Raw genomic sequence first — 19,687 nt, 5'->3', positions numbered from 1 at the left:
TCTATGTCGTGAGGCCGGTGCATGCAACAAGGCTGGTGGCTTGCGGCATGGGGCCCTGGGTATCTCTTGAAAAGCAGCAGGCGGCTTGCGCCGCCTGTGTTCAGTTTTTCTGTCGGCTCACCCTGAGCACGTTGGGCATGACCCGGATCTTGCGCATGATGTTGGCGAGGTGGATCCGGCTCTTGGTGGTGATGAGCAGGGTGACCACATAGACCCGGCCATCTTTCTCCTCAGTGCTGATGGCGTGGATGTTGGCGCCGGTGGCGGCAATCACGTTGGCCAGCTCCGCCAGGGCGCCCTGGTGATTGACGATCTCGATGCTGATGCCGGTGCGGAATTCCTGCTCCTGCTCCTTGTCCACCTCCCACTGCACCGGCAGGTATTTGTCCGGTTCGCGGCTGTAGCCCTTGATGTTGCGGCAGGACTCCTGGTGGATCACCAGTCCCTTGCCCGGGCTGATGTGGGCAATGATGGCGTCCCCCGGGATGGGGCGGCAGCAGTTGGCGAAGGTGACCAGCATGCCGTCGGCCCCCTTGATCGGCATCTTCTTGCTGGTGGATTTGGGCTGCTCTTCCGGCGGCAGTTCATCTCCCAGCATGCGGCGTGCCACCATGACGCTCATGGCGTTGCCAAGGCCCACGTCGGCCAGCAGCCCCTGCAGGTTCTCGTGTTTGGTATCGGCCAGCACCTGCTTGACGCGGGCTTCCGGGATGTCTTCGATGTTCTTGGCGCCGAGGGCATGGTTGAGCAGGCGGCGGCCCAGCACCACGGACTCTTCGGTGCGCAGGTTCTTGAGGAACTGACGTATCTTGGAGCGCGCCTTGGTGGTCACCACGAAGTTGAGCCAGGCCGCGTTCGGGCGGGCGCCGGGGGCCGTGATGATCTCCACCGTCTGACCGGAGTGCAGCGGGCTGCTCAGCGGATAGGGGTGGCGGTCGACCCGGGAACCGACGCAGGCATGACCGATGTCTGTGTGCACCGTGTAGGCGAAGTCCACCGGGGTGGCGCCGGCGGGCAGCTCCATGATGCGGCCCTCCGGTGTGAAGACGTAGATCTCGTCGGGGAAGAGGTCGGTCTTGACTCCCTCGATGAACTCGAAGGAGCTGCCGGCGCTCTGTTGCAGCTCCAGCAGGCTCTGCATCCAGCGCTGGGCGCGGATCTGGGCCGTGGTGCCCGAGCTGTCCCCATCCTGCTTGTAGGCCCAGTGGGCGGCGACGCCCTTGTCGGCCATCTGGTCCATGAACTCGGTGCGGATCTGCACCTCCACCGGTACCCCGTGGGGGCCCACCAGGGAGGTGTGCAGGGACTGGTAGCCGTTGGTCTTGGGGATGGCGATGTAGTCCTTGAAGCGACCGGGGCGCGGCTTGTAGAGGCTGTGCATCTGCCCAAGCACTCGGTAGCAGGTGTCTATGTCTTTCACTCTCACTCTGAAAGCATAGATATCCATCACTTCGTGGAATTGCAGTTCTTTCTTCTCCATCTTGTTGTAGATGGAGAATAGGTTCTTCTCGCGTCCGCTCACCTGGGCATCGATACCGGCTTCCCGCAGACGCCCCTCAATCTCGCTCTGGATGGAGTCGATGATCTCGCGCCGGTTGCCACGGGCGCGGCGCACCGATTCCCGCAGTACCCGGGAGCGCATGGGGTAGAGCGCCTCGAAGCCGAGCTCTTCCAGCTCGTTCTTCATGGTGTGAATACCGAGGCGGTTGGCGATGGGGGCGAAAATCTCGAGGGTTTCCCGGGCGATGCGGCGGCGCTTGTCCGGTCGCAAGGAGCCGAGGGTACGCATGTTGTGAGTGCGGTCGGCCAGCTTGATCAGGATGACCCGGATGTCCTGGGTCATGGCCATCATCATCTTGCGGAAGTTCTCGACCTGCGCTTCCTTGCGATCGCGGAATTTGAGCTTGTCGAGCTTGGAGACACCGGAGACCAGCTCGGCGACGGCGTTGCCAAACTGCTCGGCCAGGTCGTCCTTGGTGACAGGGGTATCTTCGATGACGTCGTGCAGCACGGCAGCCATCAGGGTCTCGTGATCGAGGCGCATGTCGCCTAGGATGCGGGCCACGGCAACGGGATGAGTGATGTAGGGTTCACCACTGGAACGCATCTGTCCCTGGTGAGCATCACGGGCTACCACATAGGCTTGCCTGAGCTTCTCAACCTGCTCGGGTGGCAGGTAGGAACTGGCTATTTCTTTAAGATTTTCAAATAAATACAAGACAGTCCCCGCAGCGGTTAAACGGCAATCCGTGAAATTGAGGGTATGCCCTCGAGTTTGCGAGGTTTTCGAGCGGTTGTAAATGGGGAGAACAGCCGGCACCCGGGCGGGCGCCGACTATGGGAAGCGACTGACTTAGCCGCGACCTTCTGCGATGGCAGCAACGGCAGCCAGCTCGGCGGCTTCCTGCTCTTGCTGCTCGTAGCGGTCCTGAGTATCCATCACCTGGTTGTTGACCAGACCCAGTTCGATCTCGCGCAGGGCGATCACGGTCGGCTTGTCGTTCTCTTCGTCGACCAGGGGATCCTTGCCTTGTACCGCGATTTGACGAGCGCGGCGCGCGGCGACCAGCACCAGGTCAAAACGGTTACCTACCTGTTTTACAGCATCTTCTACAGTAACGCGGGCCATGCGGGACTCCAGTGTTTGGGCTTTCTGTGATTGAAAAAGCGGTGTTTAAAAATGACGCAAAAGTTTACTTGTTTTTGGCTTACTCTGCCAGTAGCTGTTTCAGCAAGTTTTGCTGGGCCTGCTGTTGCTGACGCATTTCCAGGCGCTGGCACTCTATGATGGCCCTGAGCTGGAACAGTGCCTGATCAAAGTCTTCATTGATGATGACATAGTCATACTCGTCGTAGTGCACCATTTCGGCAATGGCTTTCTCCATCCGGCCCTTGATCACCTCGGCGCTGTCCTGGCCGCGGCCGATCAGGCGGCGCTCCAGCTCCTCGCGGCTGGGGGGCAGGATGAAGATGGACTTGGTCGGCATCAGTTCGCGGATCTGGCGGGCACCCTGCCAGTCGATGTCGAGGAAGACGTCGATGCCCTGCGCCAGACAGGCCTCGATGGCGGCGCGGGAAGTGCCGTAGTAGTTGCCGAAGACTTCTGCCCACTCCAGAAAGTCACCGCGCTCGATCAGCGCCTTGAACTCTTCCACTTTGACGAAGTGGTAGTGCACCCCGTGCTCTTCACCGGGACGGGTGGCGCGGGTGGTGTGGGAGACCGAGAGTTGCATCTTGCCGGCGGCGTTGTGCTGGGTCAGCAAGGCATTGAGCAGACTGGACTTACCGGCCCCGCTCGGGGAAGAGATGATATAGAGAGTGCCTTGTTGCGCCATGTCTGTACCTTTAAGCGATGATCCGCGCTTTGGTTGTAGCAGAGGCCGCCGTCTTGTGCCCGATAAGGGAGACGGTTGCTCGCAATGCGCGGAGGAATCAGAGTCAGGAGGATGTAAAGGCGGCGAATGTTAGCAGATGGGGGCGGATAAAAAAACGGCCGGAATCATATTCCAGCCGATCAAAATATCCGTAGCTTGCTGTGCGGGCGTTACCCGCATAGAGGGCCATTCTGCCCACGGAGCCGGGGCCGGGCCATCAGATTATCCCTGCGCCAGGGCTCGGAATTTCCGAGTTGCCCTGGGTCGGTAGAAGATGCTTGTCGGTACAGAGGCGGTCGAAGGCGGCGATGACCCGCTCGCGGCTTATCTTGGCCATGGCGTCCGGATCCTTGAGGCGGGTGCGCCAGCCGAGCTCGGCCAGCGGCTTGCCGGTCTCCTGCTCAATCAGTTCCTGATAGACGCTGACCAGATAATCCCGGCACAGATAGGGGCCGGTACGGGCGGGGTTGTGGTGGGCGTAGAGGCCGATCACGGGTGTTCCCACCAGGGTGGCCATGTGGGCAGGGCCGGTATCCGGGGCCAGCACCAGGCTCGCCTCGCCAATCAGCGCCAGCAATTGCTTGAGGCTGGTCTGCCCCACCAAATCTGCCGGCTTGCTCTGGCTGAGGCGCTGGATCTCGGCGGCGAGATCCCGCTCCAGCTTGGCCGGTCCGCCGCACAGATAGACCTGAAAGCCCTTGTCTGCGGCGTGATCCGCCAGCGCGGCATAGCCGGCGGCAGTCCAATTCTTGAATGCCTTGCTGGCAGCGGCGCAGATGAGCAGGGTCGGCTTGCCGCCAATTTTCTCCTTCGCCCAGGCCTGGTGCTCGGCGCTGATGGGCAGTTGCCAGTCCGGGGTCAGATCCTTTATCCCGAGCTCTTTGGCGAAGGCGAGAAAGCCGTCCAGGACGTGGGGGGAGGCGGGTGAGGGGACCCGATGGTTGGTGAACAGCCACTGACCGTCGCTGGCGCGCTCCCGATCAAACCCGAGTTTGACCTTGGCCTTGATGCCGAGGGTGGCGATGCTGGCGCGCATGGCGGCCTGCAGGTGAAGCAGGGCATCGAACCTGCGCCCCTTGAGGGTCTGCCAGAGATCGCGATAGCCGCGCCACCCCTTGCTCTTGTCGAAGGGAATGACCTCGACCCCCGGCAGATCGGCGAACAGGGTCGCCTCAATCTTGCCGGTGATCCAGGTGATGCGGGTCTGGGGCCACTCCCGCTGGATGACGCGCACCAGCGCCAGCGCGTGGCAGCAATCTCCGATGGCGGAGAGCCGCAGGATGCAGATGGAGGAGGGCGGCGTTTGGAACAGCGGCATGATGTGGCGCAACGATGGCAAAATGGATGGATGGCATTATGCAAACTCCCCTGTGGATTGTAAAATTGCGCCGGTTGCCCGACCGGCACGGCTTTCTGAATGGAGGCCCTGCACCCACTATCGACCGGAATTCTCATCATGCTGACACACACCACCCACAACCAGGTCTGCTGGTATGCCGACGGAGTCTTCCGCGATCCTTCCCCTGCCTTGTTCGATCCTGTCTGGTGGCAGACCCATCGCCAGGTGGTGGGCTCTTCCATCGGCCGCGGGGTGACCTGGTTCGTGAAGGATGAGTCCCGTCACTTGGTGCTGCGTCACTACTACCGTGGCGGCATGGTGGGCAAGCTGGTGCGTGACCGGTTCTGGTTTGAAGGGGTGGAGAGCAGCCGGGCCATGGCTGAATATCGTCTGCTGGCGACCCTGAGTGAACAGGGGCTGCCGGTGCCGCGCCCCTTTGCGGCCCGCATGGTCAAGCAGGGGCCCTTCTATCGGGCCGACATCCTGATCGAGCGCATTCGCGGCGCCAAGGATCTGGTGGCCCTGCTCAAGCAGGGGCCGATCGCCGGTGAGGTGTGGCACAAGATAGGCAAAACGGTGCGCCAGTTGCACGATGCAGGGGTCTATCATGCGGATCTCAACAGCCACAACCTGCTGCTCGACAAGGAGGGCAAGGTGTGGGTGATCGACTTCGACAAAGGAGCCATCCGCTCCCCCGGCAACTGGCAGCAGGCCAACCTGGAGCGGTTGCTGCGCTCCTTCAACAAGGAGTCGCAACTGCACACCAGCTTCCACTTCGTGCCGGAAAACTGGCAGGCCCTGATGGCAGGCTATCAGGGCAAGGTGGCGTGACGTCGAGCTTCACTTCGTATCTGGAGGCTGGCAAGCCCTGATGGCGGACCACCGGGGGCGAGAGGTGCGAGGCCAGCGATGCTGGCGCGGTTGCTCGGCGCCAGCACCAATGTTACTTATTGAGTGTGATTGCTTGGACAGATATTCAGATCCGGTTTCGAGGCGCGTGATGGAAAGGTATGAGACTCCCGGGGTTGAGGTCACCACTCCCCTTGAGGTGACGCTGATGGCACAGGCCATGGCGATGTTGGAGGCCGGGATCTGGACCTGGTCGGCCGGGCAGGGTCTGAGGCGGGACCCTTCCTGTCTGCAACTGCTGGGTCTGGAGGGGGGCGAGCTGGGAGATCTCGGCTGGCTGGATCGGGTACATCCGGATGATGCTCCCCGTCTGGCAGAGGCCCTGGAGGCCTGTCAGCAAGGGCGCAGCAACGGGCTTCGACTCGAGTACCGCATCCTGCACCATCAGGGCCATTACATCCGGCTGGAGGAGCGGGTCCGTCGCGACGAAGGGGGTCAACTGCTGGGGGTGGTTCGCCATCTGGATGCCGCCATGGCGCCCCTGGAGGATCGCCATGACACGGATCCCCTCACCGGCCTCGAGAGCCGCAGCCACTTCGAGCTGTTGCTGGATGAACGGCTGGCCAGCGAGAGCGGCAGTTTCTGTCTGCTGCAGTTCAGCGTGGATCACCGCAGCAAGATCCTGCAGTTGTTCGGGGAGGCGGCCTGCGACGCCATGCTGGCCAAGCTGGCCCGCATCGTGCGCCGCGAGCTGCGCCGGGAAGATCCTTTCGCTCGTTGGGACGAAGACGGCTTCATCCTGATGCTCTCCCAGACCGATCGGTTGAGCGGCCTGGAGATTGCCGAGCGGCTGCGTCTTGAGATCGCCGACGCCAGCCTGCTGCCCCAGCGCCCGGTGACCGTGAGCATCGGCCTGGTGCAGAGCCAGAGTGCCGAGCAGCTCGATCACCTGCTGGCCCGGTTGGCCTCCTGCCACGGTCAGGCGAAGCGGGAACACAACGCCGTGGTCGGCTGACGGCCAGTCACTGTCCGCGTACCCATTGACGCCGATGGACCCATCAGCGTCAATGGTTTTCAGTCAGCGCTCACTGACCTGCTGACGCTGGCAGACCCAGAGAGAAGCCAGCATCAGCAGGGCGCCCAGACCGAGCCTGAGCAGGTCGGTATCCTTTCCCCAGAGCACCAGATTGACCAGCAGACCCGCGGGGATCAAGGCGTTGTTCATGATGGCCAGCACGCCGCTGCTGACCAGGGTCGCCCCCTTGTTCCACAGGAAGTAGCCGAGCCCGGATGCCCCGACCCCCAGCCAGAAGAGGATGCCCCATTGCAGGGAGCTGGCGGGATATTGAGGTTTGCCCAGCAGCCACCAGGCGGGCAGGGCGATCACCAGGGCGCCCAGATAGAAGCAGCCGAACATCGCCAGCTGGGGCGGCTGCTCAGCCTCCCGGGCCAGCAGCACCTTGTAGCCTACCTGGCCCAGAGCGAAGCAGACGTTGGCGCCCTGCACCACCAGGAATCCCAGTACATAGTTTTCGGTCAGGCCGTCGAAACGGATGACGGCCGCCCCCAGCACCGCCAGCAGGGCCCCCCACAGATAGACAGGCTTGAAGCGCCCTTCCAGCAGGTCGTGGATCAGGGTGACATAGATGGGGGTGAAGATGGTGAACACCAGCACTTCCGGTACCGTCAAGAGCAGGAAGGAGTGGTAGTAGAAGAGATACATGATGCCGAGCTGGATGGCACCGAGGGCCATCAGCTTGGCCACCAGATCGGGGCGCAGCCAGCGACGGCGCAGGAAGGGCAGAAACACCAGGCTGGCGAGCACGATGCGGGTCAGTACCGAGAAGTAGGCATCCACCTGACCGGCAAGGTAGACCCCGATCAGGCTGAAGGAGAAGGACCAGAGCAGGGTAACCCCTATCAAGTAGTTCATGTGATTGAATTGTCGTCAGTTGTCAATTTGGAGGGCGCTATGATGGCCGAGTTGGAAGGCGCGATCCAGCGTTTATGGGAAGGGTTGTCACAGATCGGAGCATTTGCCTTCGAGGCGAGCAACGGGGCCGGATCCGCCACCGACTGGTGCGGTCGCGGGGAGGGGGCCGTGGTGGTGACCGATCACCATGGGGGGTGGCTGTATGCCGAGACGGGTCGCTACACCACGCCCCATGGCCGGGAGCTGACCATGCACAACCGCTTCTGGTGGCAGCGCACCGCACGGGGGATCATGCTCTCCCACCTGCGCTACGAGCAGCCGGTGATGTTGTTCGAGCTGTTGCCCCGGGGGGACGGGCACTGGGTCACGGCCGAGCCTCACCTGTGCGGGCAGGATCACTACAGCGCCGAGCTGACCGAAACCGGCGGGGGCTTCCTGCTCGCCTGGCAGATAACGGGGCCGCGCAAGAACGAGCGGTTGAGTTATCGCTACGGACCAGAGGCGCAGAGATAAAAAAACCGGCGCAGGGCGCCGGTAGAGGGGACAAATCGGAGGTTTTGTTAAAACGGTCCCAAAAACAGGAGAGATACACTCTCGTCACACACGCAGAGAGGGTCTTCAGGCATTCAGTGCATAGTTCAGCATGGCTTGCAGCTTGCTGTCGAAGAACCAGGGCAGCAGCACCATCAGCAGACCCAGCACCCCGGCCAGCCGGTGGCGATACTGCCAGCCGGCTATCAGTACCAGACCGCCGCAGAGGGTGGTCAGGATGCCTGACATAGGGCTGCCTCCCGCTGTTGGCGGCGCTGCTGTGCCCACTGGTTGAGGGCGACCGAACCCAGGATCAGGGCCAGCGCCACGCCCGTGGTGGACTGGATCTGCTCGCCGAGGAACAGGGCTCCCAGCATGACGCCGAACAGCGGCACCAGGTAGTTGCTGAAGGAGGCGAAGGTCGGGCCCGCTTTCTGGATCAGCGCCATGTAGAGGAAGTAGACCAGGCCGGTACAGAAGATCCCCAGCATGGCGACGGCGCCCATGGCCTGCTGGCTCGGCAGGGTGAGGGTGCTCAGGTCGGCCACGAAGGGCGCGGCCAGCAGCAGCTGGATGGCTGAGGAGATCAGGATGTTGCGGGCCACGACCACAGGATGGTCCTTGGCAAAGCGCTTGATCATCAGCAGGCCGATGGCGAAGCAGCTGGCACCGAACAGGATGGCCATGGCACCGAGCAGGCCGGCATTCATGCCGCTGGTCAGCTTGGGCCAGAACAGCACCAGCACGCCGATGAAGCCGATGATCACGGAGACGAGGCCGCCCTTGGTGATTCTTTCACCAGAAATAAACAAAGGAGCCGCCAGAATGGTCACAAAGGGGATACAACCCATGACCACGGCCGCGATGGCGCTGTCCACGTACTGTTGTCCCCAGGCCACCATGATGAAGGGGATGGTGGCGTCGAGCAGGGCGATCAGCATATAGGTTCGCCAGGGCGTGTGTTCACTCTTGAGGCGCATGAACAGGCAGAGCAGACCCAGGGTCAGGCTGCCGCACAGGGCGCGTCCGGCGGCCACCATGATGGGGGGCAGTTCAGCCACGGCCTGGTGCATGAAAATGAACTGGGAGCCCCACAACAGGCCGATCGCCAGCAACAACAGATAGCTACGCATTTGAATCTCCGATGTAATTCGCCTGCGCATTCTATGCAATCTGCTACTATGCCAAAAATGAATTGTCGTCATTCAACTATGGCCAATATCGATGGAACTGCCCCTCTCCCGCCTCGACCTCAACCTGCTCACCGTGTTCGACATGCTGATGCAGGAGCGCAACGTCACTCGCGCCGCCGAACGGCTACACCTCTCCCAGTCCACCGTCAGCCATGCGCTGGGGCGCTTGCGCCAGGCGCTGGATGATCCCCTTTTCGTGATGAGTCGGCGCGAGATGATGCCGACCGAGCGGGCCAAGGCACTGGCCAGCCCGGTACGTCAGGCGCTGGCCATGCTGGAGCAGGGGCTGCGGCAGGCGAAGGGGTTCGATCCCGCCAGTGCCCAGCGAGTGTTTCGCATCGCCACCCCGGGCTCGGTGGAGCACGGCCTGGTGCCGGTGCTGGTGGAGTGGATGGTGCAGCAGGCTCCCCACTGCCGACTGGAAGTGTGCGAGCTGGCGGACAGCGACTACGAGCGGGAGCTGGAGAAGGGGGAACTGGATCTGGTGATCGGGTTTGCCGGTGCCAACCACCTCTCGCCCCGGTTGTGGCGCGAGGAGTGGTTCAGCAATCCGCTGGTCTGTTTGTCGCCCCTCGGCAGCGCCCTGCCCGACATGCTGGGGCCGGGAGAACTGGTCAGCCGCCCCCATATCCACACCTCCAGCTGGGGCCACAGCCAGGCCATGGTGGATCTCTGGCTGGCCCGTTTCGGGGTGGAGCGGGAGCTGGGGGTCAGGCTGCCGAGCTTTATGGCGGTACCGCCGCTGATGGCGACCGGCCGCTACCTGGTGGTGGTGCCCGAGATGATCGGGCGCCACTTCTGTCGCCACTATCCGTTGCGACTGCACCAGCTGGAACCCGCCATCCCCATCGTCTATCTGATGGCGGGCCACCCGCTCAGTGCCCATGACGAGGCGATCGGCTGGTTCAAGGGGCTGTTGCACCGGCTGGCGAGGGAGCGCTACGGCGCGGATGCGCTCGGCTATCCCGCGCCGCAGGGGGCAGATCACGCCAATCCGGAGAAGTAGTCCAGCCCCATCGCCCCCTTCACCTCGGCCAGCACCTCGTCGGTGAGGGCCCGGGCCTGCTCGGTGCCCTGCTGCAACAGGCGCAGCAGCTGACGCTTGTCGGCGATGGCCGCCTCGCGCCGCTCCCGCATCGGGGCAAGCAGGGCCTGCAGGCAGTCGTTGAGTACCTGCTTGCAGCGCATGTCCCCCAGACCGCCGCGCTGGTAGTGGGCTTTCATCTCGGCCACCAGGGCCTTGTCAGGGTGGAAGGCATCCAGATAGGCGAACACCGTATTGCCCTCCACCTGACCCGGATCGCTCACCTTGAGGTGATTGGGGTCGGTATACATGGCGAACACCGCCTGCCTGATCTCGTCGCTCGACATGCCGAGTTCGATGGTGTTGCCAAGGGACTTTGACATCTTGGCCTTGCCGTCGATGCCGGGCAGGCGGCCGGTGTCGCTCAGGATGGGCTGGCACTCGGTCAGCACCTCTTTGCCCACCAGGGTGTTGAAGCGGCGCACTATCTCGTTGGTCTGCTCCAGCATGGGCAGCTGATCCTCGCCCACCGGCACGTGAGTGGCACGAAAGGCGGTGATGTCGGCGGCCTGGCTGACCGGATAGACGAGGAAGCCGGCGGGCAGGCTGCGCTCGAACCCTTTCTGCTGGATTTCGGCCTTGACGGTGGGGTTGCGCTCCAGCCGTGCGACGCTGACCAGGTTGAGGTAGTAGGTCGTGAGTTCGGCGAGGGCGGGCAGGGCGCTCTGCAGGCAGAAGGTGGTCTTGGCCGGGTCGAGGCCGGCGGCCAGGTAGTCGGCCATTACCTCCAGCACGTGATCGGTCACCTTGGCCGGGTTGTGGCCGTTGTCGGTCAGCGCCTGCAGATCGGCGATCATGACGAACTGGCGGTAATGGTGCTGGGCGGCCACGCGCTGGCGCAGGGAGCCGACGTAATGGCCGATGTGCAGTTTGCCGGTGGGGCGGTCACCGGTCAGGATCACGGGGTTGTGCATGTCACTCTCTCCAGTTGGGTGAGCCGGGAGGCGACAAAGGGATGAAAACAATGACCGCCTCTCGGCGGTCACGGTGTTTTCTTTTGGAAATTTTACATAGAAAAGCAGTGCCGCCTGTTTAGAAGCAGCACCACCAGTAGTTGTGATTGAATGAGGTCATATTCATGGCAAATCACACTACGCCTGTTCGATCACTTCTGCAAGGGCACGACCAGCATGTCGCAGGGCACGGTATTCATCAGCTGGCGTGCGCTCGAGGTGAGCAGGCTCCAGAAGCTCTGGCGATGGCCGCACACCAGCAGGTCGATCTGGTAGTCCTTGACCGCCTGGTTGACCCGCTCGCTCAGATCGCCGCAGATCACCAGCTTCTTCTCGATGGGGTAGTCCACCGAGGCGAGGAAGGCTTCCAGCTTCTCCTTCGCTTCGGCGATCACCTGGTCCTGCACGTTGTCGATGTCGATGTCGATCATCTCGGTGTAGAGATCCTTGAGGTCCACATCCACATGGATCACCGACAGCTTGGCGCCGTTGGAGCGGGCCCGGTCGACCGCCTTCTCGATCACCTTGCGGTTGTCTTCCGACAGGTCGATCGCGGCCAGTACGTGTTTGTAATAGGTTCCATTCATGGGAGTTCTCCTCACTGATCCTGGGTCCACTATACCAATGTCTGCTGAAACTAAAACGGCATCGTCGCCACAGTTTCAGGATTTGCCTGACCCCGAACCGGAAGGCGTAGAGGTGCAGGTGGCCGGGGAGTGCATATTTTGAACAGGAGTTTGACACCGGTCACAGGCGTGCTATTGCCCCCGGGAAGGTGGGGGAATAGGATGTGCCCGTGCTTCGCAATGAACACAAAACAACAAAAAGCATCTGAATACCGCTTTGGGGAGCCTCGCGCTCCCTTTTGTTTTTCTGCCCTCTTCCAGCCCATATCCCGTCCGACATCAAGGTAATCCCGCCCTCCTTGGTTATGCTGTAGCCAGTTCCCTTGGCAAAACGGCCAGGGCTCCTCACCTGCAACCGGGTGACGCTGTCATGGCCGTTTCTCATGTCCCACCGATGCACCGGAGAGTCCTTCATGATCATTCATCCCCAGATCCAGGGTTGTGTTGCCCGCAATTGCCACCCCATGGGTTGTCGCGCCGCCGTGCTGCAACAGATCGAACAGGTGCGGGCGGCGGGGCCGTTCAACGGGCCGAAACGGGTGCTGGTGCTGGGGGCATCGTCCGGTTTCGGGCTGGCGTCCCGGGTCGCGCTCACCTTCGGCGCCGGGGCCGATACCCTGGGCGTCTCGTTCGAGCGGGGTCCCTCCGACAAGGGGCTCGGCAGTGCTGGCTGGTACAACAACATCTGGTTTCGTCAGGCGGCGGAGCAAGCCGGTCGCATCGCCGTCAACCTGATCGGGGATGCCTTCTCCGACACCATGCGCCAGCAGGCCATCGACGTCATCCGCCAGCAGCTCGGGCAGGTGGATCTGGTGGTCTATTCGCTGGCGAGCGGAGTCAGGGTGATGCCGGATGGCACACAGGTACGCTCGGTGCTCAAGACCACAGGCCAGCCGCTGCAAGGCTGGGGGCTGGATCTGGAGCACGATGCGCTGGTGCAGCAGTCGCTGGTGCCAGCCACCCCGGAGGAGATCCGCGACACCGTCACCGTGATGGGGGGAGAGGACTGGCAGCGCTGGATGCAGGCATTGCAGCAGGCGGATTGCCTGGCCCCCGGCGCCCGGACCGTTGCCTACTCCTATATCGGCCCCGAGTCCACCTACCCCCTCTATCGGGACGGCACCATCGGCTATGCCAAGGAGCACCTGCACGCCACCGCCGAGACCATCAACCTGCAACTTGCCGGGATTGGCGGTCATGCCTGGGTGTCGGTCTGCAAGGCGCTGGTGACCAAGGCGAGCGTGTTTATTCCGGTGCTGCCTGTCTATCTGGGCCTGTTGATGGGGGTGATGAAGGAGCGTGGTGTCCACGAGGGCTGCATCGAGCAGATGCAGCGGCTGTTTGCCGACAAGATGTACGGGCCCAGAGGGGTCGTCGCCGATGGCAACCGGCTGATCCGGATGGATGACCACGAGCTTGAGCCAGCGGTGCAGGCCGCCGTCTCGGCACTCTGGCCCAAGGTGACGCCGGAGAACTTCCGCACCCTGGGGGATTTTGCCGGGTTGCGCCAGGAGTTCATGCAGCTCAACGGCTTCGAGCTGCCGGGGGTGGATTACGGTGCGCCGGTGAACGTGGCGTCACTCACTGAGCTGACGCCCTGACACCCGCACGAGGGGCATCAGGCGACGTTGCAGGCCAGTTCAGGGGAAAGGTGGGGAGACTGGGCCAGCACGGTCTGGTTGCGCCCCTGGCGCTTCGCCTGATACATGGCCATGTCGGCCCGATGAATGAGCTGGCTCAGGCTGTCATCCTGCGTCGAGCGTTCCGCCACCCCGATGCTGATGGTCATGTGGGGGGCGGCCAGGTAGGCGATCCGGCTTCTCAGCTGCTCCGCCAGCCGCCAGCAGGTGGCCCCGTCCTGGGTCATGGCCACCAGAAATTCTTCCCCGCCCCAGCGCCCGATCAATTGCTGGTCCGGTGCCCAGCTCTTGAGCTCCCTGGCCAACTGCCGGATAGCCTGATCCCCCGCCTGGTGACCATGCTTGTCGTTGATCTGCTTGAAGTGATCGATGTCGATGATGAGCAGGGTCAGGGGCGTTTCGTGCAGCCACTGTTGACCCAGTCTCTCCAGCAGGGCGCGCCGGTTTGGCAGCCCGGTCAGCTGATCGAAGGTGGCGAGCTTGTAGAGGTGGCGCGAGCTGCGGTGGAGCCTGCGGGTGGTGAGCCCGAGCAGGATCAAGGCGACGGCCAGCAGCACCAGCAGCAGCAATTGGTAGTAGCGGGCACTCTGCTGGTAGAGCAGTTGCTGGCGCTTGCTCTCGTTTTCCTGCTGCAACGCGCGATTGCTGGCCTCGCTGCGAGCCAGATCCATCTCGACCTGGAAGGCGGCTGCGTGCTGGCTCAGGGTCTGGTTGAAGTGCTGCTTGTAGTACTGCATGTAGCGGGTCATGGCCCCATAGGCCTCGGGGTAGCGGCCCAGATCGGCCAGCAACCTGGCCTGCATCGCCCGACCATCCATGGAGAGAGGGGCGGTGTGCTCCATCAGCAGTTGCAGGGCCAGCTGCTTCTCGCCACGACCCAGCAGGGTTCTTGCCCGGATCTCGGTCAGACGGGAGGCCGCCTGCGGGCTATCCAGCCTGTCATAGATGGCTTGTGCCTCCTCCAAGCTGCGCCAGGCTGAGTGCCAGTCCGCCCGTGCGTTGAACACCATGGCCTGGTAGCCGAGGACGATGGCGCGATAGTGGGGTGACAGGCTCGGCGTGGCCAGCAGGGTATCGAGCAACTGGCTGGCTCTGGCAGGCTGGCCCATGTCGATGTAGAGCCTGGCCATGTTGGCCCGGATGATGGCCTGGCTGTTGGGCTCGTTGAGCTGCACCATCTGGCCGAGGGCATCCTGATAATAGGTCTCGGCCTCACGGTAGAGATTGAGGTCCGCATAGAGGTTGCCGAGGGTCATCAGCAGACGGCCGCACTGCAAGGTGGAGAGGATGGAACCCGGCTCTTTCTGCTTGAGGTGATAGGCGGTCTTGAGCTCGAGGATCGCCTCTTTCATCTGCTGGGTACGGTAGAGGGCGAGCCCGTTGAGGGCATGCCACTCCGAGACCTGCCTGGGGTGATGCCGGACCGCTGGCCAGAGCTGGGTGAGCAGCTCGAGCGCCTGATCCGGCGTATCGGCATCCAGGGTCAGGGCAATCTGCTGCAACCGGAAGTCGAGCAGGCGAAGGGTCTCCTGCTGGGCATTGGCCAGACCGCGGGCGCGGGCATTGTCGCGCTGTGCCTGTGGATAGCGGCCAAGGGCTGCCTGGGCCAGGGACCTGGCGTAGAACAGTTCCATATCCTGCTGGGGACTGGCGTCGAGGCGCTGCAGATAGCCGACGGGATCGCGCGCCGCCTGCAATTCAGCCTCTTTCAGCAAGGAGGGAGCTGCCTGCAACTGGGTCATCCAGAGCAGCGCCAGTGCCATTATGAATCTCATTGAATCCTTTCCCCGACCAATGGCGCCATCATAATGGCTGATGTCACCTACACCATGTTTCTTTGCTTCTCTATAACCGTATGGGGGAGAGGATGAGGTGAAAAGTCGTCGCAACTGCGGGGTGCGTCGGTTGTCTCTGGTTGCGTCAGGATGCAACAGTGGCGACAATCGTGGGCAAATCACAGTGGAGAATCATCATGTTGGCCAAAGCCATGATCGAGAAGTTGAACGAGCAGATTAATCTTGAATTCTATTCCTCCAACCTCTACCTGCAGATGAGCGCCTGGTGCGAGGACAAGGGCTTCGAGGGGGCCGCCACCTTCCTGCGCCAGCATGCGGTCGAGGAGCGCCAGCACATGGAGCGCCTGTTCACCTACGTGAGCGAGACCGGTGCCATGCCGGTGCTGGGGGCCATCGAAGCGCCTCCCCATGAATTCAAGTCCCTGGGTGACATCTTCCGCACCACCCTGGAGCACGAGTATCACATCACCAAGTGCATCAACGGTCTGGCCCATGTCGCCTTCACCACCCAGGATTATTCCACCTTCAACTTCCTGCAGTGGTACGTGGCCGAGCAGCACGAAGAGGAGAAGCTGTTCAAGAGCATCGTCGACCGTCTGAGCCTGGTGGGCGAGGATGGCAAGGGCCTCTATTTCATCGACAAGGAGCTGGCCGAGCTGGCCAAGGGCGCACCGGCCAGCATCATGGACGGCAACGCCTGATAGTCGTGGACACTTAGTGTTCAGTCAGTACAATGACGGCCCCTTGTAAAGGGGCCGTTTTCTATTTGCAGGTGTCCTTGTACCGCTGTGCTGGTGTCTGCCGGGTACAATGACGGTCCTTTAAGGTAAAGGGGCCGTTTTTCTTTTGATGGGTGAGTGACGATGAAACAGGTGGATGTGGTGGTGATCGGTGCCGGGGCGGCCGGATTGATGTGTGCGGCCCAGGCTGGCTACCGGGGTCGCTCCGTGCTGGTGCTCGACAACGCCAAGAAGCCGGGCCGCAAGATCCTCATCAGCGGCGGCGGTCGCTGCAACTTCACCAATCATCAGGTGGGTCCCCATGCCTTCCTTTCGGCCAACCCCCACTTCTGCAAATCGGCGCTGGCGCGCTATACCCAGCAGGATTTCATCGATCTGGTGGACAGGCATGGCCTGAACTACCACGAGAAGACGCTGGGCCAGCTCTTCTGCGACGACAGCGCCAAGGATATCGTCGACATCCTGCTGACCGAGTGCGACTGGGCTGGCGTGACCCTGCAGTTCCAGACCGAGATCCTCACCGTCAGCAAGACAGATGAAGGCTTCGTGCTCGACACCAGCAAGGGGGAGATCGCCTGCTCGTCGCTGGTGGTCGCCACCGGCGGCCTCTCCATGCCGAAACTCGGTGCTACCCCTTATGGCTTCAAGCTGGCGGAGCAGTTCGGCCTCACCGTGCTGCCGACTCGCGCCGGGCTGGTGCCCTTTACCCTGCATCAGGCCGACAAGGAGGCCTTCGCCGATCTGGCGGGGGTCAGCCTGCCGGTGGCGGTGACCGCCGAGGATGGCACCCGCTTCAAGGAGGCCATGCTGTTCACCCATCGCGGCCTCTCCGGCCCCGCCATCCTGCAGATCTCCTCTTTTTGGCTGGCGGGGGAGAAGATTCACATCAACCTGCTGCCGGATCTCGACATTCCAGAGACCCTCAAGACCTGGGTCCAGGCCCATCCTGCCCAGGAGCTGAAAACCGTGCTGGGGCGCGAGCTGCCCAAGCGCTTCGTCGACAAGCTGGTGGAGCTGGGATGGCTGGTGAGCAAGCCGATGCGCCAGTACAACGAACGGGAGCTGGAGGCGGTGGCCACCCTGCTGGGGGATTGGCAGATCCTGCCCAACGGCACCGAAGGGTATCGCACCGCCGAAGTGACCTTAGGGGGAGTGGATACCAACGCGCTCTCCTCCAAGACCATGGAGGCGCGCACCGTGCCCGGCCTCTACTTCATCGGCGAAGTGGTCGATGTGACCGGCTGGCTCGGTGGTTACAATTTCCAGTGGGCCTGGTCGTCGGGCTGGGTGGCAGGCCAGTACTGCTGAGGGATGCCGCATCCTTGCTGTGAATGGTCCCGTCAGCGGCCTCTCGGGTGACAACTTCCAGTGGGCCCGGTCGTCGGGCTGGGGGAGAGGCCGTACTGCTGACAAAGAGGCTCAGCGGATGAGTCCGAGCGGATCGGGCCGTGTCAGGCGGCCCGAGTGATGGAACCAGACGCGGCCTGCTCAGGCCGCGTTTTTTATGGTCGGTCGCTGGCTGCCGCTTGGCCTCTAGCCTCTCCTGATATTGGGCAGGAAGGCGGTCAGCAGGCCGATAAGGGGCAGATAGGCGCAGACCTGATAGACGGTTTCGATGCTGGTGGCATCGGCCAATTTGCCCAGCAGGGCGGCCCCTATCCCTCCCATGCCGAAGGCGAAGCCGAAGAAGAGGCCGGAAATGGTGCCGACCTTGCCGGGTACCAGATCCTGGGCGTAGACCAGGATGGCGGAGAAGGCCGACGCCAGGATGAGGCCGATGACGATCGACAGCACCGAGGTCCAGAACAGGTCGACGTGGGGCAGCAGCAGGGTGAAGGGAGCGACGCCGAGGATGGAGATCCAGATCACCCGCTTGCGCCCGATGCGATCGCCGAGTGGCCCGCCGAGCACTGTCCCAGCCGCGACGGCAAACAGGAAGGCGAACAGATAGAGCTGGGCGCTCTCCAGCGACAGGTGGAACTTGTCCATCAGGTAAAAGGTGTAATAGCTGCTCAGGCTGGCCATGTAGAAGAACTTGGAGAACATCAGCAGACCGAGGATAGCCAGTGACCAGCCAATCTGGCGGCGGCTCAGGCCGGTGCCAGCATGGGCCCTCATCCGCCGATGGAAGCTGGCAGCATGGTGGCTGGACCAGCGGCCGACGAAGCTGAGCACGATGACCCCGATGAGTGCGAACAACGAGAACCAGGCCGCACTGCCCTGTCCCTTCGGCACGATGATGAGCGCCGCGAGCAGGGGGCCGATGGCCGATCCCAGATTGCCGCCGATCTGGAACAGAGACTGGGCCAGACCGGGCTGGTTGCCGGCCGCCATGCGGGCGACCCGAGAGGATTCCGGGTGGAAGACGGAGGAGCCCATGCCGATCAGCATGGCCGACAACAGCACGGCGCCAAAGCTGCCTGCCTGCGACAGGTAGAGCAGCCCCACCAGCGTGAAGCCCATGCCCAGAGGCAGGGAGTAGGGTATGGGTCTGCGGTCGGTATAGAGGCCGATCAGGGGTTGCAGCAGCGAGGCCGTGAACTGGTAGGTGAGGGTGATGAGACCTATCTGGGTGAACGACAGATCGAGCCCCAGCTTCAGGAGGGGATAGATGGCCAGCAGTACCGACTGCATCATGTCGTTCAACAGGTGCGAGAAGCTGATGGCGGCGATCACCGGATAAGCGGTGGTAGTCGGGTTGTCCACCGCGGGCGGGGCGGTGATCGGGGTGTCGGTACTCAAGGTCTTGTCCATGGCTGGGGGATCACTCCCTCTACCATGCCCTATCCCGGCGTATCTGGACATAACCAAAGTGGGCGAACTCCCGGATTGCGTTCGCGTGGCGCGCAGGCCGTTCATGCTGACGACGTGTGGATGGCTGGTCAGATCTTGTGCTTGGCGCGGGGCGGATTAGTATAGAAGGCCTGCCGCCGTTATCCGGCCCATCGCCCGCCATGGAGGGAACATGTTCGAAAGCCTGGGTGTCATCAACGTCTGGACCTATCTGGTCGGTCTCTTCTTCATCATCATCGCCCCGGGCCCGAACTCCCTCTATGTGCTGCGAACCGGTGCCGTGCGCGGCATAGGCCCGGGTTATCGCGCCGCCCTCGGCGTCTTCGTCGGCGATGCCATCCTCATTTTCTGCGCCTATCTGGGGATCGCGTCCCTCATTCGCACCACCCCATTGCTCTTTACCCTGGTGCGCTATCTGGGCGCCATCTACCTACTTTATCTGGGGGTGAAGATCCTGCACGCGAACTTCATCGCCAAAAAGGCGGGACCGGCGTCCGATATGGATCCCGGTGAGCGCTATTTTACCAAGGCCCTCACCCTGAGCCTCACCAATCCCAAAGCGATCCTGTTCTACGTCTCTTTCTTCGTGCAGTTCATCGACTTCAGCTATGCCCACACCTGGATCTCCTACCTGGTGCTGGCTGGCATGCTGGAAGCGATGAGCTTCGTCTACCTGACCCTTCTGATCTTCGGCGGTACCCTGATGGCCCGCTTTTTCCGTCAGCGCCAGACGGCGGCCCGTCTCGGCAACGGCCTTATCGGCCTCTTCTTCATGGGGTTTGCGGCCAGGCTGGCGACGCTCTCCTCCTGACCCTGGGGATTGCTGACCGTCCGGT

General features: G+C 62.5%; 19 protein-coding genes. 8 read left to right on the top strand and 11 right to left on the bottom strand.

Going from position 1 to position 19,687, the window contains the following annotated elements; genetic code table 11:
* Positions 1-100: 100 nt before the first annotated feature.
* The 4 genes from spoT to AB5Y70_RS16075 all read right to left on the bottom strand — a co-directional run bounded on the left by spoT (position 101) and on the right by AB5Y70_RS16075 (position 4,692).
* A complete protein-coding gene (gene spoT, locus AB5Y70_RS16090; protein WP_039040667.1) occupies positions 101-2,218 on the bottom strand; it encodes a bifunctional GTP diphosphokinase/guanosine-3',5'-bis pyrophosphate 3'-pyrophosphohydrolase in 2,118 nt (705 codons plus the stop codon).
* A gap of 135 nt (positions 2,219-2,353) precedes the next feature.
* Positions 2,354-2,629, bottom strand: coding sequence for a DNA-directed RNA polymerase subunit omega (rpoZ, locus tag AB5Y70_RS16085; RefSeq protein ID WP_005307060.1), 276 nt, complete (start codon positions 2,627-2,629; stop codon positions 2,354-2,356).
* Positions 2,630-2,708: 79 nt separating this feature from the next.
* Positions 2,709-3,335: a guanylate kinase gene (gene gmk / locus AB5Y70_RS16080; RefSeq protein ID WP_045522661.1), complete on the bottom strand. Its 627-nt coding sequence runs from the start codon at positions 3,333-3,335 to the stop codon at positions 2,709-2,711.
* 256 nt (positions 3,336-3,591) lie between these two features.
* Positions 3,592-4,692, bottom strand: coding sequence for a glycosyltransferase family 9 protein (locus AB5Y70_RS16075; protein WP_102949269.1), 1,101 nt, complete (start codon positions 4,690-4,692; stop codon positions 3,592-3,594).
* Between the two features lie 138 nt (positions 4,693-4,830).
* On the opposite strand from AB5Y70_RS16075, the gene AB5Y70_RS16070 reads away from it, so the two are divergent.
* Both AB5Y70_RS16070 and AB5Y70_RS16065 read left to right on the top strand, forming a co-directional pair.
* The gene (locus AB5Y70_RS16070; protein ID WP_010672321.1) at positions 4,831-5,544 is read left to right on the top strand and encodes a 3-deoxy-D-manno-octulosonic acid kinase; all 714 of its coding nucleotides are present in this window, start codon (positions 4,831-4,833) and stop codon (positions 5,542-5,544) included.
* A gap of 169 nt (positions 5,545-5,713) precedes the next feature.
* Positions 5,714-6,577 (top strand): sensor domain-containing diguanylate cyclase, encoded by an 864-nt coding sequence (locus AB5Y70_RS16065; protein ID WP_039040669.1) that lies wholly within the window; start codon positions 5,714-5,716, stop codon positions 6,575-6,577.
* Between the two features lie 63 nt (positions 6,578-6,640).
* On the opposite strand, the gene AB5Y70_RS16060 is transcribed toward AB5Y70_RS16065, so the two are convergent.
* Positions 6,641-7,495, bottom strand: a complete 855-nt coding sequence (locus tag AB5Y70_RS16060) for a carboxylate/amino acid/amine transporter (protein WP_102948989.1) — start codon at positions 7,493-7,495, stop codon at positions 6,641-6,643.
* Positions 7,496-7,537: 42 nt separating this feature from the next.
* Between AB5Y70_RS16060 and AB5Y70_RS16055 the strand changes: the two genes are divergently transcribed.
* Complete coding sequence (locus AB5Y70_RS16055) at positions 7,538-8,008, top strand: DUF6314 family protein (RefSeq protein ID WP_102949270.1); 471 nt, start codon at positions 7,538-7,540, stop codon at positions 8,006-8,008.
* 105 nt (positions 8,009-8,113) lie between these two features.
* Here AB5Y70_RS16055 and AB5Y70_RS16050 read toward each other — a convergent pair whose 3' ends face one another.
* The gene (locus AB5Y70_RS16050; protein WP_010672325.1) at positions 8,114-8,275 is read right to left on the bottom strand and encodes a hypothetical protein; all 162 of its coding nucleotides are present in this window, start codon (positions 8,273-8,275) and stop codon (positions 8,114-8,116) included.
* Positions 8,260-9,159: a DMT family transporter gene (locus AB5Y70_RS16045; protein ID WP_045522666.1), complete on the bottom strand. Its 900-nt coding sequence runs from the start codon at positions 9,157-9,159 to the stop codon at positions 8,260-8,262. Before AB5Y70_RS16045 ends, AB5Y70_RS16050 begins: the two co-directional genes overlap by 16 nt.
* 91 nt (positions 9,160-9,250) lie before the next feature.
* On the opposite strand from AB5Y70_RS16045, the gene AB5Y70_RS16040 reads away from it, so the two are divergent.
* Complete coding sequence (locus AB5Y70_RS16040) at positions 9,251-10,225, top strand: LysR family transcriptional regulator (protein WP_102948990.1); 975 nt, start codon at positions 9,251-9,253, stop codon at positions 10,223-10,225.
* Here the strand turns inward: AB5Y70_RS16040 and trpS are convergent.
* Together trpS and AB5Y70_RS16030 are read right to left on the bottom strand one after the other, a co-directional pair.
* Positions 10,204-11,217 carry a tryptophan--tRNA ligase gene (trpS, locus tag AB5Y70_RS16035; RefSeq protein WP_049637079.1) on the bottom strand — a complete coding sequence of 338 codons (1,014 nt, stop codon included), beginning with the start codon at positions 11,215-11,217 and terminating at the stop codon, positions 10,204-10,206. The genes AB5Y70_RS16040 and trpS overlap by 22 nt on opposite strands.
* Before the next feature lie 191 nt (positions 11,218-11,408).
* Positions 11,409-11,843 (bottom strand): universal stress protein, encoded by a 435-nt coding sequence (locus tag AB5Y70_RS16030; RefSeq protein ID WP_010672329.1) that lies wholly within the window; start codon positions 11,841-11,843, stop codon positions 11,409-11,411.
* Between the two features lie 452 nt (positions 11,844-12,295).
* Between AB5Y70_RS16030 and fabV the strand changes: the two genes are divergently transcribed.
* A complete protein-coding gene (gene fabV / locus AB5Y70_RS16025) occupies positions 12,296-13,483 on the top strand; it encodes an enoyl-ACP reductase FabV (RefSeq protein WP_049637077.1) in 1,188 nt (395 codons plus the stop codon).
* Positions 13,484-13,500: 17 nt separating this feature from the next.
* On the opposite strand, the gene AB5Y70_RS16020 is transcribed toward fabV, so the two are convergent.
* Complete coding sequence (locus tag AB5Y70_RS16020) at positions 13,501-15,285, bottom strand: GGDEF domain-containing protein (protein ID WP_049637076.1); 1,785 nt, start codon at positions 15,283-15,285, stop codon at positions 13,501-13,503.
* Between the two features lie 209 nt (positions 15,286-15,494).
* Here AB5Y70_RS16020 and ftnA point away from each other — a divergent pair, with 209 nt between their 5' ends.
* A complete protein-coding gene (gene ftnA / locus AB5Y70_RS16015) occupies positions 15,495-16,019 on the top strand; it encodes a non-heme ferritin (RefSeq protein ID WP_010672333.1) in 525 nt (174 codons plus the stop codon).
* Between the two features lie 162 nt (positions 16,020-16,181).
* A complete protein-coding gene (locus tag AB5Y70_RS16010; RefSeq protein WP_049637075.1) occupies positions 16,182-17,366 on the top strand; it encodes an NAD(P)/FAD-dependent oxidoreductase in 1,185 nt (394 codons plus the stop codon).
* A gap of 225 nt (positions 17,367-17,591) precedes the next feature.
* On the opposite strand, the gene AB5Y70_RS16005 is transcribed toward AB5Y70_RS16010, so the two are convergent.
* Complete coding sequence (locus AB5Y70_RS16005; protein WP_043153738.1) at positions 17,592-18,812, bottom strand: MFS transporter; 1,221 nt, start codon at positions 18,810-18,812, stop codon at positions 17,592-17,594.
* A 211-nt stretch (positions 18,813-19,023) separates the two neighbouring features.
* Between AB5Y70_RS16005 and leuE the strand changes: the two genes are divergently transcribed.
* Positions 19,024-19,662, top strand: a complete 639-nt coding sequence (gene leuE, locus AB5Y70_RS16000) for a leucine efflux protein LeuE (protein ID WP_043153740.1) — start codon at positions 19,024-19,026, stop codon at positions 19,660-19,662.
* Positions 19,663-19,687: the final 25 nt, after the last annotated feature.

The organism is Aeromonas sp. s1(2024) (genome assembly GCF_040908005.1).
GTDB lineage: Bacteria > Pseudomonadota > Gammaproteobacteria > Enterobacterales > Aeromonadaceae > Aeromonas > Aeromonas caviae.
The sequence above is the reverse complement of the archived record's forward strand: the minus strand, read 5'-3'. Positions and strand labels throughout refer to the sequence as shown.